This window comes from Vibrio quintilis, from assembly GCF_024529975.1.
GTDB lineage: Bacteria > Pseudomonadota > Gammaproteobacteria > Enterobacterales > Vibrionaceae > Vibrio > Vibrio quintilis.
The window spans coordinates 1,125,318-1,139,624 of sequence record NZ_AP024898.1; the positions used below are offsets into that span (position 1 = coordinate 1,125,318).

Here is a 14,307-nt window from a genome sequence, read left to right on the forward strand (position 1 = left end):
TTATTTTTTGAGTTTTTATCAATAAAAGACAAATATGCCACGAGTTTTTATTCATGACTTTCATACACATCACAACTTTATGAACTCACGTGGGTAAAGGCCAAAAATGCAAGTTTTTCCAAAAACTGCGACGAAGTCGCTACTGCTAAGACGTTTGTATCGCCAACGATGGTTTGATGAATTTCAATGCGTTTATGTCAATGATGCTTATATTCAGTATGTATTCCCACGGAGGACCGTGGGAACAAGGGTTAACCAGACTATTCAACGAATCCCACTCACTCAGGAGAAAAATCCCGGATGGATTTTTCAGGTTTTTTGAGCCATGGAGGGCGAATAAAACCGCTCCGGCCAGCGACCACCAAAAGGATTTTCTGGATACGCTTTCATCCCTGAAAGAGTATCTGGGGCGCGAGCACCAAAAGCCCGCTGAAACCGGCTCACTCAATAGCGCACCAAACCATCCCACGCCAGCAAAGGCATCCACAAAAGATGCGCCAGCGATAAATCCAGCAGGAACAGACACAAAAAAATCGCCGGCATCCGGCGATTTTTCTCAATAAAGCTCCGACCTGAGCGACTACAAATTATCCGTCATCCTGTTCCGCTTCCTGCTCCCCGGCCTCCGGGATTTCGGCAGACTGACCGGCAGAACCGAACATACTGTTCAGGGCTTCTCTCTGCTCCGACTGCATATTCATTAATTCAGCCAGATGCGCTTCCTGTGTCGCCCGCATCTCAACTAATTGTTCGTGTAATGTATTGATTTGCTCATACAGTGAAGACTGAAATGCTTCAAAGTCAATCTCCGGCAGTTTCAAACCGGAAAGCCGGGAAGCACTGCGGGGTGTATAACGATCGGATTCATCGTGTGAATCCGTCCGCGTGTTCCGGTCATGCCGGTCGTCAGAATGTTCACCGGCCTGAGATGAGTCATTGGTTTGATAAGTGGGTTCGGCTGTCATAACAATTCCTTTTCCTTTGCTGACATCAGTATGCTGTCAGATCATCAGAGAACTCAGACTGACCAACACCAGAGAAAGCATCAGCCCAAGTCCCAACAATGTATGCGCTGGCAGGGGTTTGGCGGTAGTTTCAGGTGAAGCTACAGCCACTGTCTCTTTTTTTTCTTACACACATTCTGTTTGTTTTCGCCTTCCTGCGCTCCTGGTTTGTCGCTCTCTTCATCGTCAGTTTTTTTTACCGCGACTTTCGCCTGTGCCTGAAGAATCCGCGCACAGGCACTGGTGACCGCACTGGAAGACGCCATTTGTGCATTTTGCTGAGAGACGATGGCATTTTGCATCCCTCTGGAAAGCGTATCGGCGAAAATCGTATCAACCATATCCAGGGAGTAGTTTTCCGGGGCGTATTGTCTTTCCGGCAAACAGTCATCTTCACCTTGTGTGTCATTTCTCATGATTATTCTCCAAAAAATTATTTCTCAGGTGTCTCCGGTTTGTTCTTCAAAGCATCAATTGCAGCCTGTCTCTGCTCCGGCGTGGCATTTTTTATCGTATCACCCAGATGATCTGCCTCTTTTTTTGGGGCTGTATTTTCCGGACCCCTGTTGATCTGGCTGCCCTGCCGGGCCTGATTCACCTGGGTATATAAATCGATGAAGTTATTTTTTGATGCCTGCGCCTGATGATTGATCGTATCTAATGCTTTGAGGTACTGCGCATCTCCGGTTTCAATAAAGTTCGCCAGTGCAACCCCGCTGGCCGTCGTCAACAGGGTATTCATATCACGATAAGAATTGGCTGCATCCTGCACAGCCAGAGCGCCGGACTGCGCCAGTGACTTATCAGCAATATTAGCAGTTTGCTCCCTGTCTTTTTTGATATCACCCTGACCGGGATCTGGTGAATTATCCTGTCCTGCTCCCATGAACAGACTCCTCTTTACCTGACTGAAAAAGAAGTTCAGAGGGCTCTCCCTCTGAACTCTGTATCATGATTACCGGCCAGCAATAATGTTACCGGAAACCTTACCTGTAACAGCTTCACCAGTGTTCATCAATGCATTGATGCCCTGTACCGTTGCAGTTTGCCACATCACATTCGCCTGTTGCTGACCTGTGGTCAGGTTTTGTGCCGCAATGCCCAGCGCCTGACTGGTACTCATCATCAGGTTGCCCATTGCGGTTGCGGGTACATCACCAAGAACTTTGGTATTCACTTGCGTTACAGAATCTGTAATCGCGCCATTCACTGTGTCTGGCATAATTTTGTCCTTATTAACAGATAGTTACTATAAACTGTTCGTTCCTGTAAACCGATCGTTTCTATAAACCGATCGTTTCTATAAACCGATCGTTACAGTTGCCGGAAAAACCGGGTTAACGGCCCGTGATGATTTCTTCGGTGACTGCCCCTGTCACAGCTTCACCGGTACTCATCAGTGCATTAATTCCCTGCACGGTGGCGGCCTGCCACATGATATTGGCCTGTTGCTGAGCCGTGACCAGATTCTGAGCTGCAACGCTCATCGACTGGCTGGTACTCATCATCAGATTACCCATGGCGGTCGCCGGTACACTTCCCAGCACTTCCGTATTTGCTTGTGTCACTGAGTCTGTAATCGCAGAATTGACTAAATCTGGCATGATTTTGGTCCTTATTGATTCATATTAGTGACGGGAAGTTCCGGTTAACGGCCTGTGATAATGTTATCAGTGACTTTACCTGTAACGGCTTCACCGGTATTCATCAGTGCATTAATTCCCTGAACTGTTGCAGCCTGCCACATCACATTAGCCTGTTGCTGTCCCATCGTTAAGTTCTGAGCGGCCACACCTAATGCCTGGCTGGTGCTCATCATTAAGTTGCCCATTGCAGTTGCAGGCACATCACCCAGAACTTTGGTATTCGCCTGAGTTACGGAGTCTGTAATCGCTTCATTCACATAATTTGGCATGATAATTTTCCTTATTGATTAGTATGATTTATGAGACAAGTAAGCCTTAGCGGCGGGTAATAATTTGTTGAGTGACTTTTCCTGTCACCGCTTCACCCGTATTCATTAATGCATTGATTCCCTGCACAGTCGCAGCCTGATACATCACATTGGCTTGTTGCTGACCTGTGACCAGGTTCTGAGCGGCTACACTGAGCGACTGGCTGGTAGGCATCATCAGATTTCCCATCGCTGTCGCAGGTGTATCACCCAAAACTTTTGTATTCACCTGAGTGACAGAATCTGTAATTGAACCATCTACTGTACTTGGCATAGTTTTCTCCTGTATAGAAGTGATTAAGCTATCGCTAGCTTATTAATGTATGACGTGGTTTCACGTCATGATGGATAAAGTGATTTACCCAATTTCTGTATCTGATGGCGATTGAGTCAGATGTCCGGCAGCTCTGACGGCATTCATCCAACAATGCGTATTCTTTTCTCTCTGCTGTATAGCACTCTTGCCTTTCAGCGAAATCCCCTGCTCAGGCATGGCGGTTCGCTTCAGGTGCGTTCTGAGGTTTATTATTGGCGAAAAGCGGCAGACTCTCTCCGCGAAATCACGGAGGTTTTCCGGCAAATCAATGCAACTTAGTGAATAAATAGAATCTGATATCCCAAACAAGCTGAAGAAGCATATTTCAGATGAATCAGGGAAATTGTTTGGGGATACAAAACCAAAGAAGAGAAAACAGGAAGAATGGTGAAACACGGACTAAATGCCGGGAGTAATCAATCAATAGTGAGTGATCATGCCTCCCCTGGAAAGGAGAGGCCGGAAAGAGGAAGAAAAAGAGGATTGCCGGTTCAATGGCAATTTAAATAACAATCAATAGTGATACACAGAAACGGTGCTCCCCTGATAATCAATCAGTTCTGCCCCGCCGTCCTGATTATTCCAGATAGCACGATGGCTGTTAAAACTATATTCATTTTCCTCCAGCCTGGCTTTACCAGTAAAAATCTTCAGTGAAACACCGGGCCGAAGCACACTTTTTTCCGGAAAAGTAAAACTTGTATCATTGCGGACAGACGTGACCTGCCAGCCACTCAGATCCACAATATGGTCAGAGGTATTGGTCATTTCAACAAACTCATCGCCTTCACCCCGGCCATCATGCCCATCCGCGTTGATATAGCTAATGATCACATCTGAGTGGGCAGCAAGGCCGTAAGCCCAGTGACAAACCACCTCACCGTGATGATTTTTCAGAGTCGCCAGATCCCCGCGGTTATTCCAGATCGGATGATTAAACTGAAAACTATGGGAGTGCGCCCCGGAGGTATGAACAATAAACTGCCGGTGTGGATGCAGCAGTGAATGTTCCGGAAAGGTATACAGCTGATGCGGCGAACCGGCTTCAATGGTCCAGCCGGACAGGTCAGCAATCAACGCTCCCCGGTTTTTGATGGTAATGGTTTCATCAAGCTGATCGGTCTCTCCTTTAAACTGAAGGTGAGAAATCTCAATCTGATGTCTGAGTTGTAACTGATTCAGCTCATCCCAGACCTGATCGACAGCCTTTACAGAAGGCAAATCATTTCCGGGAAGTTGATCAATTATTTTCTGCATATCCTGACGGATCTGACAATGAATCACTGACACGGTGTGCTCCTTTTTTCCGGACCATAATCGGTTTTTTTGAGGTTGTGTTTGGGTAAACACATGTACCGCTATACTAAGCAAAATCCGGCGGAATTTAACGGCGAAACCACCGGACTTTGCGGTGAAACAGAGGATAAATCAGACTCATTGCACCCTCATCTCACCCGCCCGGCTACGCCTGCAAACCATGTGCGCTGTAACATCGCCTCAGCCTGCATAAAGTGATAATTCCTGATAAAAAATTCATTCATTTTCCGAAAAAAAACAACAGCAAACCCGGTCACATTCTGTAGCAGCAGGACATTTTTAGGATGGTGTTTACAACCAACAATTAAATGGACAAATCACGTGAACTATCAACTCATCAACAGGCTATTACCGGTCAGAAACATTCTGGCAAAACGCCGTATCCCAATAATGATACCGCTGATTCTGGCCGGGCTGCTGAGCGCCTGTCACGGGGCAGATACTGACACTGCTGCCACAACCGGCAATCACAACACCGAACGTGTGTACTACAAAGCGGATAACGATGACTATGAACAGGCCAGTTTATATGTCTGGAATGATCAACATTGCCATGCATACGCGGCCACCAATCCGGATGCGGCGGACTGGTCAAAAGGCCTGTCGCCGGACGGCACTGACCCGCATTACGGTGTTTACTGGGATCTGGCAGTCATTGACGATGCCACTCAGTGTGTCAATTTTATTCCGCGGATTGGCGGGGAAAAACCGTTGGGTGACTTCGATGCCACCCTTGATTTCACCCAAACGGATGATCACAACGCGGTGTACACCCGTCAGGGCGTTGCTGCGGTTTATCCTGAGCTGATTCCCGGTGGCGCTGTCCCGGAGAATACCGCGCGTATTTATCTCAACAGTACTGACAATGACATCAATCATTTCACACTTCATCTCTGGAATGACGCAAATTGTACTAATTTTAATGGAAGTGATACGACATGGCCGGGAATTGCGCCCACCGGATACAGTGAGACTTACGGTGCCTACTGGGATATTCCCGTGCTTTCTGCCGAAAAAACGGGTGGAACCGGTCACTGTATCAATCTCATTCCTAATAATAAAACCAGTGGCAACTATCAGACGGCTGACCTGAAATTTGAACCGGATAAAACCACAGCCATCGGACTGATTGGCTTTATTTTTAAAGGAACAGACAAAGTGTATTATCAGGCGCTCTCACATCACCCCGAAGCTCAGGTTGAACTCAGCGGTGCCAGTGCGATTTTTGCAGATGCGCACACCCTGCTGATTAACCGGACAGACGCAACAAAAGTCACGCTGTATTACTCAGAAACCGGTGAACTGAGTTATGACAGCCACAGCAAAACGATTTCCGGCGCAACCGGAAGCATTTCCTCAACCCGCCCCGGCGACACCAGCTGGCAAACCGCCAAGCCCCATCTGAAGGATGACTTCACCGGGTTCAGTTTTGACTTTGCAGCCAATGGCGTGTCGCTGAAAACCCTGCTCAAAGATCAGTTACTGGTGACCGCCAGTGATGCCAGCGGCGTCATTCTTGCCACCGCGGTTCAGCCCGCCAGTGCGCTGGATGATCTTTATGCACAAACGGCCAGCAGGCTTGAATACGGCGCGGTTGTCAATGAAGACGGCACGACCACGTTTCGTTTATGGGCACCGACAGCACAGAAGGTCCAACTGATTCCTTACACGGCAGATAAGCAGGCGCAGGCAGCCATGGCGATGAATTTTGACAACGCTTCGGGCAGCTGGGTGGCAGAACAAACCACACTGGCAGCCGGTGATTATTACCGCTACCGGGTCAAAGTCTATCATCCGGCAACACAGCAAATTCAGACCTATGAAGTCTCAGACCCGTATTCGCTGAGTCTGTCGATGAATTCACAATACAGTCAGGTGGTGGACTTGTCCGATCCGGCGCTCAAGCCTGCTGGCTGGGATGCACTGACAGCACCGCATTCGCAGGATAACCCGGCCGGGCTGGTGATTTATGAAGCCCATGTCCGGGATTTTTCATCCACCGACAGGTCCACCATCCCGGCATATCGCGGCAAATATCTGGCTTTTACCCAGGCAGACTCGGTGCCGGTCGAACACCTGAAGGCACTGGCAGACGCCGGTGTCACGCATCTGCACCTGCTGCCGGTGTTTGATATCGCCACCATTAATGAAGATCCGACCCGGATTGCGACGATTGATACCCGGTTTTCATTTTTGTGCCAGCTCGATGGCACGATCAACAATGATCCGGATTTCGGTCACTACTGCACCAGCGATGAAACTTTAGCCTCGGTCTTTCAGGCATTAACCGCAAGGGATCATAAAGAAAATGCGGTGGTTCAGCGTCTCAACAGCCATGTCCGGAATATTGATGCCTTTAACTGGGGGTATGATCCGTTCCATTACACCGTCCCGGAAGGCTCTTATGCTACACAAGCCGAAGGTATGGGCCGGATTAAAGAATTCCGGAAAATGGTAATGGCAATCAAACAGGAGATTGGCATGAATGTGATTATGGACGTGGTTTACAATCACACCAATGCCTCCGGTATTGCCGATACATCGGTGCTTGACCGGATTGTTCCCTGGTATTATCAGCGTCTGAATGAGATCACCGGGGCAGTTGAGCAATCAACCTGTTGCTCCAATACCGCGCCGGAAAATAAAATGTTCGGCAAACTGATCGATGACTCCATTTCTGTCTGGGTCAAACAGTACAAGATCGATGCATTCCGCTGGGATTTAATGGGGCATCACCCGCTGGCTCAGATTAAGCAAACGCTGGCCGCCGCCAGAGCGATCAATCCACAGGTTTATTTCTACGGCGAAGGCTGGAACTTCGGCGAAGTCGCCGATGACCGGATGTTCGTACAGGCCACTCAGGCGAATCTCGGCGGTACCGGTATTGGCTCTTTCTCCGACCGGCTGCGTGATGCCGTGCGCGGCGGCGGGCCGTTCGACAGCGATCAGGATCTGCGCCTTAATCAGGGTTTCGGCAATGGTGTGTATGTGCAGGTCAATAATCTCAATACTCAGCTCCCGGCCCTGAAATCCACAGCGCTGCATCTGGCCGATCTGATCCGGCTCGGTATGGCCGGTAATCTCAAAGATTTTGTCTTCACCGACAGTAAAGGAAAAACGGTGAAAGGGTCAGAAGTGGATTACAACGGCCAGCCCGCCGGGTACGCGCAGGATGCGTGGGAAGTGCAGAATTACGTCTCCAAACACGATAATCAAACCCTGTGGGATAACAATCAATATAAGATTGCCTATGACGTCAGTGCCGCAACCCGCACCCGGATGCAGGCCGTCAGCCTCGCTACTGCCATTCTTGGTCAGGGGATACCTTTTATTCATATGGGCAGCGAGTTATTACGTTCCAAATCCATGCAGCGGGACTCTTACGACTCCGGCGACTGGTTCAATAAAGTCGATTTCACCAAAAATGACAGCAACTGGAACAGCGGCCTGCCCCGCGAAGATAAAGACGGCAGTAACTGGTCGATGATTGAAAAAATTCTGCACAATGCCGGCGACAATGCCAAACCGTCGCCGGACAATATCGCCGCGATGGATCGTTATTTCCGCGAGCTGGTTGCCCTGCGCGCTTCTTCCGGGCTGTTCAGTTTAGGCAAGAGCAGCGAGATCAAACACCGGGTCAGATTCTGTAACACCGGTCCGGACCAGATTCCCGGCCTGATTGTCATGGCAATTGATAACAGTGGCAGTTTGCACGACAGCAGCATCGATCCCGACAGAGCCGGTCTTTTGGTGGTGATCAATGCTTCCCCGTCAGCCATCAGCAACTATGCCGGATTTGATGCCACCGGTTATACACTGCATACCATTTCTCAGCTGGCGGGATCTGATTCAATTGCGGTTCACGGACAAAACACTGCCAGGGTTGAAGAAAACCTGCTGTCTGTCCCGGCATGGTCTGTGGCTGTGTTTGAGAAAAGGGGATGACGTGTCAGCTCCGCATGCTTGCGGAGCTGACGACTTTGCCGGATAAACTGCCTCACACAGGAAGGCGTGACGCCAAACATCTCTCTGCAGGTCCGGCAAAAATGAGAACTGTCAGCAAAACCGTGACCAATCGCGAGCTCGGTCAGGGACATATCACTGCCAATATCAAATATGGCCCCCTGTAATTTTTTCCATAGCAGATAACGTCTGAAATTAGTGCCGGTATTAGACTTGAACAAATGTAAAAAACGCCCCTCCGACAGGCATAACAACTTTGACATTGACTGCGAGGAGATTTTTTTTGTTTCAAGTGAGTCAATAAACAGAATTGCTTTTTGAATCCGGACATCCGGATAATACTCATATTCAAAATCTGAGTTTAATATTGCGATGACTGTCGCCACATCTAAATGTCCCGGATGAGACATCGCACGGAAACACAATACAGCAAGTTTTTCTGATTGTTTCCGGCTCAGGCAAACCATATTTCTGTTCTGAATGAAGCAGCTCAAAAGCTGAACACCAGGAAATGTGGGCTCAATAATCAATGTCATGCAATGCATGTTTTCCGTGTACATTTTATGTCTGACACCTGAGTCAACAATCAGGCCAAATGCTTCATAGCGATGTGCACCGGTTTCCATTCTGAGCTTGTTCGCCTGCAGAGAGAGGCTGATTTGAATACCGATATGGCGATGACATTCTGTAGAAACGTTGTAGCTGGTAATAATCATCCAGCCATTATTCATTTTAAAATCAACTACAGTGCGATCCTTCGCTTTGTCTGCCAGCTGCATATGATCTCTTCCATATACCAATACGATTGCGTATAAAGCATATTATCAAACAGATTGTATATATGCACTTCATAAATAAAAATGATAATCAGTATCTAACCAGGCAATACCCGGATAGTCTGAAGAGACCGGGGTCATCATGCTGCCTGGGTTTACCCAAACAGCATGAACCGGGAAGTATTAATCATTTCCCTGCGCAGTAACATACTGACTTAAGGAAGCAATTGTCGGATACTCAAATCCCAGAGTCGGGTCGAGATCCATGCCTAATGCTTCTTCCAGGCCTCCAATCATCTCAACCCGGGTCACAGAATCTAATCCCAGACTGTCAAAAGAAGTATCTACACTGACAGGTAAATTATTCTTCTGAAACATAGGTTCCAGATAATCTTTAAGCCACTGAGTTGGATTTTTTTCTTTCATCTTCGAAATCCTTTATTGAAATCAAACTACATAAAACGTTGAAATTACTTTGTTCATATCTTTTCCGGCACAAAGCCCGCTGCACTTTGCCACTGGATGTCATCGGGAGTGTATTTGCAGGAATCAAGACTAAATCCCGGATCGATACTTCGTATGCCTGAGTTAATGCTGTCACTGACTGATAAATACTTTCAGCCAGTGCCGGACTTTTTAAAGCGGCTTTTTCCACTTCCTGAATCAGGACAATTTCCTGTCCGGTCTGGATGGCGGCAGTTTTATTCTTCCGGAATAAAGGTGAAATATCGGCCAGGCTGCGTTCAATATCCTGAGGAAAAATATTCCGCCCCCGGACAATGATTAAATCCTTGAGCCTTCCTGATATAAACAGCTGATCATCTTGTGTGATTCCTGAGTCTCCTGTCCGTAAAAACGGGCCTTGTCCGCAGGCGGTGTACGCGTGGAAGTCCTGTCGGGTTTTGTCCGGATTATTCCAGTATCCCTGTGCAACACTGTCACCACTCACCCATATTTCACCAATCTGACCTTCAGCCTGAATCTGTTTGGTTTCCGGATGAACAATAACAATCCGATGCCCCGGGGCAACCCGGCCACAACTCACCAAACGCTGCATTTTTTGCCGACTCTCCTGCGACTGGGAGTATTCATCCAGCTGATAAACATCCGAATCAGGGATCTCGCAAATAACCGGCACTTCTTCATCGGTTGATGAAGAGACCATCAGCGTGGTTTCAGCCATACCATAGCAGGGCGTCATTGCTGCCGGGCTGAACCCATAGGGAGCCAGAAACCGGGTAAAAGCATCAATTGTTTCCGCCTGAACAGGCTCCGCTCCGTTTCCGGCCCATTTCCAGTGAGAAAAATCCAGCCCTTGCAGTTTTTCAGGGGAAACTTTATCCACACATAAGTCATAGGCAAAATTCGGGACCGTCGAGAAAGCACAGTGATAATCAGACATCAGTTGAAGCCAGCGGACCGGACGCTGAATAAAAGATAAAGGCGGCATGAAAACATAATGGCCGCCAAGGGCACTTGCATGAAGAATATGACCAATCAATCCCATATCATGAAACTGAGGCAACCATCCACCAATACGGACATGCTCACCGGTTCCAAATGTATCCCGGATAGCAATAATATTCGCCAGTAAGTTGCCATGAGAGACCATGACCCCTTTGGGTGAAGCCGTCGAACCCGAGGTATACTGAATGAATGCTATATCTTCCCTTTTCACTTCCGGGAATAAATCAGCTGAAATACACATGTCTTCTGATTCAAAAGATAACCATTCAACCTCAGGACAATCCAGTTTGGACATCATGCTATCTTTCAGCTCTGCCGTTGTGAGCACGGCACTGGCACCAGCATCACGGATAATATCTCTGAGACGCATCAGATGATGGCTGTTACGTGACAAATTACCGGGAATCGCCACCACCCCTGCATAAAAGCAGCCATATAATGCGTACATAAATTCCAGCCCGGCCGGATATAGCAAAATCGCATTTTTTCCTGCCAGTCCCCGCTTTACCAGTGAATAAGCAATTTTTCGGGCTTGTTCATCCAGAGTCCGGTAATCCGTGACAACCTTTCCCTGCGGTTTACCTCCGGGCAAAAAAGTATAAGCCAGCGCATTCGGATGCGTATTTCTGTAGCCAGTCAGACAGTCCAGAATTGTCGACGCATGATCAATAAACATGGCTCAGCTCCTCATTCTCCTGAGTTTTTGCCGGAGAGATACTCAGTAAAAAACCGACTTCTTTTGCGATTGAATCAACCAAATGTTTCACATCGCTTTCAGTCGTTGCGTATCCAAAACTAATCCGTATTGCCCCATCAATTTGCTGCTCAGGGATACCCATTGCTTTCAAAACATGAGAATGTCTTTTCTCTTTGTTATTACTGCATGCGGACCCGAGGGAAACACAGATACCATGACAAAGGTCCAGTCGGGTGGCTAAAGATTCTCCCCGGATACCGGACAGACTCAGATTTAACGTCCATGGTGCCTGATATTCCGGATTTGATGCGCCGATCACCCTGGCAGATAAACCATGCTGGTGTATCAGTGATAATGCCAACGATCTTAATTCAGCAAATTGTTTGAGTTTTTCATCCCGCCAGGATTCACACTCCTCGACAGCAGCTTTCAATGCGGCGATACCAACCGTATTTTCTGTACCACTTCGCATGCCGTTTTCCTGCCCTCCGCCAGCAAACAGTGGCAACAAACGACAGGATGTCTGGCAATATAGTCCGCCAATCCCCTTAGGTGCATAAAATTTATGCCCTGAAAAAGCGACAGTCTGCGCCCCAAGTTCAGACAAATCCAGCGGGATTTTTCCAACAGCCTGAACCGCATCAACGTGAAAATGGATGCCATGCGCCTGAGCCAGTTTTGCAACCGGCCCGACAGGCTGAATCACACCCGTTTCGTTATTGACCGCCATAAGCGTGATCAAACACGTCTCGCTGATGATCTCATTCTCAACAGAACTGAGCGTAATCCGCCCTTCCGCATCAGGATTAATAAAACTGACCTTGAGACCATGTCTCCGCTCATAACAGCGCAACAATTCAATCATGGAAGGATGCTCTATCGCAGAACAAATCACATGCTGACGACACAGCTGATCCGGCTCGTATTGATCCAGGACACCTCTGACCGCCAGATTGTTACTTTCTGTCCCTCCGGAAGTAAATATGATTTCTTCGGGGGTACAACACAAAAACTGTGCAACTTTTTTCCGGGTTTCAGAGATCAGGGTTTGAACCGGTGAACTCAATGAGTACCGGCTGGAAGGATTACCAAATAACCCGAAAGCCTCTGACACAGCCTGCTGTACGCCCGGAGAAACCGGAGTTGTTGCATTAAAGTCAAAATAACCGTTCATGCCACCTCCATTGATTTCAGTTGCTGAAACAGTTCATTGAGCATATCGAGGCAATGCTGTTGCGACGGTTCAAGCTCACCGAGTAACGCGCTGATAGCGTGTTCCTTTAGTTCCGTCAGGCTGTCAACGGAGCGGCCTTCAACATAACTGCAAAAAGCATTTGCCATTGCCAGTGACGTAGCACACCCCCATGCCCGGAAACGGGCCTGAATAATTTGAGCGTCTTTCCCGGAAGCAGCAAACTTGAGGTCAATATTCACTTTATCACCACAAACCGGATTCCCTAATGCCAGCGTAGTATCCGGATCAGCCAGTTCCCCCTGATGAGTCGGAGAGCTAAAATGTTGAACAAGAATTGAATTAAACATTAGATTTACTCCATGAAATCAAAATCATGCCAAATGACTGTGAACTACTGCGCAACAGGACAGACCGAATCTTCGTCTTCAGCCGCCATTTTTCTTTCAAGGTTCACAGCGCAACATCCAAATTCTTTCGCTTTAGGAGCCCGCATCACATATTGCATCCGCTGAGCATTCCGATGATCAAACGTTTCATCTTTCCGGAGATAAATCATATCTTCTGTCAGCAACATCCCCGGTGTTGCGCGGGAGAGCGGATCAAGAATGACCAGCTGGCCGGTTTCACCATCCGGAACTTCTTTGCTGAGATCATTCGGATCCCGGACAGAAAAGTGGACATACGGCGGAATAATTTTCTGATTAAATTCATTCTCAATCGCAAGCATACTGGCTTCAACCAAACCATACATATCCCGGATATTGGTTGCCGGAACACCTAAATAAGTTTCAACTTCAGCATTAAACTCACGGCGTGAAATCATCTGACCGGTAAATCGTTTCCAGCCTCCCAGCGTAATAATCATGCTGTCTTTATCGAGTTGAAGCGGTTGATTAATCGCTTTCAGGTAACTGGTTAAACGATGAATCAAAAAAGGAGGACCAATCAAATGCCGGGTGAATTTATTTTTCCACTGAGAAAGTTGTTCAATGGAATCTTCAGGTGAAAAGCGCTCGTTTTTCACCATAAAGCGGTGGGTATCCAACAATCCGGTCAGGAAATTAAATGCTTTCACCATCCCCATTTCAGGGATTTCTTCTGTTGAAGGACAAACACATAATCCGGCACCTTTTGAAAGGTTAAACATTTCACGGTACATCGCATAAATACCAATGACAGCATTATCCATGGTTTCGCTGCAACGACGGGCAACACTTGGAATACCACTGGTTCCGGTTGAGCGCATTTCATGTTCAATTTCATTCAAGGGCTTCGTCAGCAATTTATGACTGTCAGCAGATTTAAATGTATGGACAGGAATCACGGGAATTTTAATCAGATCCGAAAAGCTCTGAATATCATCAGGTGTTACTCCTTTTTCATCACATTGACCGCGATAGAATGAATTATTTTCGTAATGAAATGAAAAACTGTCTTTTATCAGTAAAGTTTTGAGTGTTTGTTGCTGATCTGTGCTTAAAGAAAATAACATTCCCAGATCTGAGGCCAGCCATTTTACGGAATCTCCTCCTAATTCTTTCAGCTGGTTATATATATTGACAATATCCATATAAGCTCCTTTTCTTCTTGAAATAAAAGTAAAAAAACTATCTTATTC

General features: G+C 47.4%; 17 protein-coding genes. 3 read left to right on the top strand and 14 right to left on the bottom strand.

Annotated elements, in window-relative coordinates; genetic code table 11:
• Positions 1-200 precede the first annotated feature (200 nt).
• On the top strand, positions 201-563 hold the full coding sequence (locus OC443_RS23545) for a hypothetical protein (RefSeq protein ID WP_159440329.1): 363 nt from the start codon (positions 201-203) through the stop codon (positions 561-563).
• A 24-nt stretch (positions 564-587) separates the two neighbouring features.
• On the opposite strand, the gene OC443_RS23550 is transcribed toward OC443_RS23545, so the two are convergent.
• The 7 genes from OC443_RS23550 to OC443_RS23580 all read right to left on the bottom strand — a co-directional run bounded on the left by OC443_RS23550 (position 588) and on the right by OC443_RS23580 (position 3,232).
• Positions 588-965: a hypothetical protein gene (locus OC443_RS23550; RefSeq protein WP_073582819.1), complete on the bottom strand. Its 378-nt coding sequence runs from the start codon at positions 963-965 to the stop codon at positions 588-590.
• A gap of 140 nt (positions 966-1,105) precedes the next feature.
• The gene (locus OC443_RS23555) at positions 1,106-1,420 is read right to left on the bottom strand and encodes a RebB family R body protein (RefSeq protein WP_073582817.1); all 315 of its coding nucleotides are present in this window, start codon (positions 1,418-1,420) and stop codon (positions 1,106-1,108) included.
• Between the two features lie 17 nt (positions 1,421-1,437).
• Positions 1,438-1,890: a hypothetical protein gene (locus OC443_RS23560; RefSeq protein WP_073582815.1), complete on the bottom strand. Its 453-nt coding sequence runs from the start codon at positions 1,888-1,890 to the stop codon at positions 1,438-1,440.
• 69 nt (positions 1,891-1,959) lie between these two features.
• Positions 1,960-2,226: a RebB family R body protein gene (locus OC443_RS23565; protein ID WP_073582813.1), complete on the bottom strand. Its 267-nt coding sequence runs from the start codon at positions 2,224-2,226 to the stop codon at positions 1,960-1,962.
• Between the two features lie 115 nt (positions 2,227-2,341).
• On the bottom strand, positions 2,342-2,608 hold the full coding sequence (locus OC443_RS23570; protein ID WP_073582811.1) for a RebB family R body protein: 267 nt from the start codon (positions 2,606-2,608) through the stop codon (positions 2,342-2,344).
• A gap of 44 nt (positions 2,609-2,652) precedes the next feature.
• A complete protein-coding gene (locus OC443_RS23575) occupies positions 2,653-2,919 on the bottom strand; it encodes a RebB family R body protein (protein WP_073582809.1) in 267 nt (88 codons plus the stop codon).
• 46 nt (positions 2,920-2,965) lie between these two features.
• The gene (locus OC443_RS23580; protein WP_073582807.1) at positions 2,966-3,232 is read right to left on the bottom strand and encodes a RebB family R body protein; all 267 of its coding nucleotides are present in this window, start codon (positions 3,230-3,232) and stop codon (positions 2,966-2,968) included.
• Between the two features lie 120 nt (positions 3,233-3,352).
• Here OC443_RS23580 and OC443_RS23585 point away from each other — a divergent pair, with 120 nt between their 5' ends.
• Positions 3,353-3,553, top strand: coding sequence for a hypothetical protein (locus OC443_RS23585; protein ID WP_073582805.1), 201 nt, complete (start codon positions 3,353-3,355; stop codon positions 3,551-3,553).
• 234 nt (positions 3,554-3,787) lie between these two features.
• Here OC443_RS23585 and OC443_RS23590 read toward each other — a convergent pair whose 3' ends face one another.
• Entirely contained in the window at positions 3,788-4,564 is a 777-nt protein-coding gene (locus OC443_RS23590; protein WP_073582803.1) for a lamin tail domain-containing protein, read from the bottom strand.
• A 417-nt stretch (positions 4,565-4,981) separates the two neighbouring features.
• On the opposite strand from OC443_RS23590, the gene pulA reads away from it, so the two are divergent.
• The gene (gene pulA, locus OC443_RS23595) at positions 4,982-8,536 is read left to right on the top strand and encodes a pullulanase-type alpha-1,6-glucosidase (protein WP_073582801.1); all 3,555 of its coding nucleotides are present in this window, start codon (positions 4,982-4,984) and stop codon (positions 8,534-8,536) included.
• Here the strand turns inward: pulA and OC443_RS23600 are convergent.
• From OC443_RS23600 to OC443_RS23625, 6 genes are all read right to left on the bottom strand, one after another.
• Positions 8,452-9,333 carry an AraC family transcriptional regulator gene (locus OC443_RS23600; protein ID WP_073582799.1) on the bottom strand — a complete coding sequence of 294 codons (882 nt, stop codon included), beginning with the start codon at positions 9,331-9,333 and terminating at the stop codon, positions 8,452-8,454. The genes pulA and OC443_RS23600 overlap by 85 nt on opposite strands.
• Positions 9,334-9,513: 180 nt before the next feature.
• Positions 9,514-9,756: an acyl carrier protein gene (locus tag OC443_RS23605; protein WP_073582797.1), complete on the bottom strand. Its 243-nt coding sequence runs from the start codon at positions 9,754-9,756 to the stop codon at positions 9,514-9,516.
• Entirely contained in the window at positions 9,725-11,473 is a 1,749-nt protein-coding gene (locus OC443_RS23610; protein ID WP_073582795.1) for a fatty acyl-AMP ligase, read from the bottom strand. Before OC443_RS23610 ends, OC443_RS23605 begins: the two co-directional genes overlap by 32 nt.
• Positions 11,463-12,668, bottom strand: coding sequence for a cysteine desulfurase family protein (locus tag OC443_RS23615; RefSeq protein WP_073582793.1), 1,206 nt, complete (start codon positions 12,666-12,668; stop codon positions 11,463-11,465). Before OC443_RS23615 ends, OC443_RS23610 begins: the two co-directional genes overlap by 11 nt.
• Positions 12,665-13,036, bottom strand: a complete 372-nt coding sequence (locus tag OC443_RS23620) for an iron-sulfur cluster assembly scaffold protein (RefSeq protein ID WP_073582791.1) — start codon at positions 13,034-13,036, stop codon at positions 12,665-12,667. Before OC443_RS23620 ends, OC443_RS23615 begins: the two co-directional genes overlap by 4 nt.
• A gap of 44 nt (positions 13,037-13,080) precedes the next feature.
• Positions 13,081-14,259 (bottom strand): LuxE/PaaK family acyltransferase, encoded by a 1,179-nt coding sequence (locus OC443_RS23625; RefSeq protein WP_073582789.1) that lies wholly within the window; start codon positions 14,257-14,259, stop codon positions 13,081-13,083.
• Positions 14,260-14,307: the final 48 nt, after the last annotated feature.

Bases quoted from the DNA above. Each gene is read 5' to 3' on its own strand.
- OC443_RS23545 (WP_159440329.1), top strand. From the start codon at position 201: ATGATGCTTATATTCAGTATGTATTCCCACGGAGGACCGTGGGAACAA.
- OC443_RS23550 (WP_073582819.1), bottom strand. From the start codon at position 965: ATGACAGCCGAACCCACTTATCAAACCAATGACTCATCTCAGGCCGGT.
- OC443_RS23555 (WP_073582817.1), bottom strand. From the start codon at position 1,420: ATGAGAAATGACACACAAGGTGAAGATGACTGTTTGCCGGAAAGACAA.
- OC443_RS23560 (WP_073582815.1), bottom strand. From the start codon at position 1,890: ATGGGAGCAGGACAGGATAATTCACCAGATCCCGGTCAGGGTGATATC.
- OC443_RS23565 (WP_073582813.1), bottom strand. From the start codon at position 2,226: ATGCCAGACACAGTGAATGGCGCGATTACAGATTCTGTAACGCAAGTG.
- OC443_RS23570 (WP_073582811.1), bottom strand. From the start codon at position 2,608: ATGCCAGATTTAGTCAATTCTGCGATTACAGACTCAGTGACACAAGCA.
- OC443_RS23575 (WP_073582809.1), bottom strand. From the start codon at position 2,919: ATGCCAAATTATGTGAATGAAGCGATTACAGACTCCGTAACTCAGGCG.
- OC443_RS23580 (WP_073582807.1), bottom strand. From the start codon at position 3,232: ATGCCAAGTACAGTAGATGGTTCAATTACAGATTCTGTCACTCAGGTG.
- OC443_RS23585 (WP_073582805.1), top strand. From the start codon at position 3,353: ATGTCCGGCAGCTCTGACGGCATTCATCCAACAATGCGTATTCTTTTC.
- pulA (WP_073582801.1), top strand. From the start codon at position 4,982: ATGATACCGCTGATTCTGGCCGGGCTGCTGAGCGCCTGTCACGGGGCA.
- OC443_RS23600 (WP_073582799.1), bottom strand. From the start codon at position 9,333: ATGCAGCTGGCAGACAAAGCGAAGGATCGCACTGTAGTTGATTTTAAA.
- OC443_RS23605 (WP_073582797.1), bottom strand. From the start codon at position 9,756: ATGAAAGAAAAAAATCCAACTCAGTGGCTTAAAGATTATCTGGAACCT.
- OC443_RS23610 (WP_073582795.1), bottom strand. From the start codon at position 11,473: ATGTTTATTGATCATGCGTCGACAATTCTGGACTGTCTGACTGGCTAC.
- OC443_RS23615 (WP_073582793.1), bottom strand. From the start codon at position 12,668: ATGAACGGTTATTTTGACTTTAATGCAACAACTCCGGTTTCTCCGGGC.
- OC443_RS23620 (WP_073582791.1), bottom strand. From the start codon at position 13,036: ATGTTTAATTCAATTCTTGTTCAACATTTTAGCTCTCCGACTCATCAG.
- OC443_RS23625 (WP_073582789.1), bottom strand. From the start codon at position 14,259: ATGGATATTGTCAATATATATAACCAGCTGAAAGAATTAGGAGGAGAT.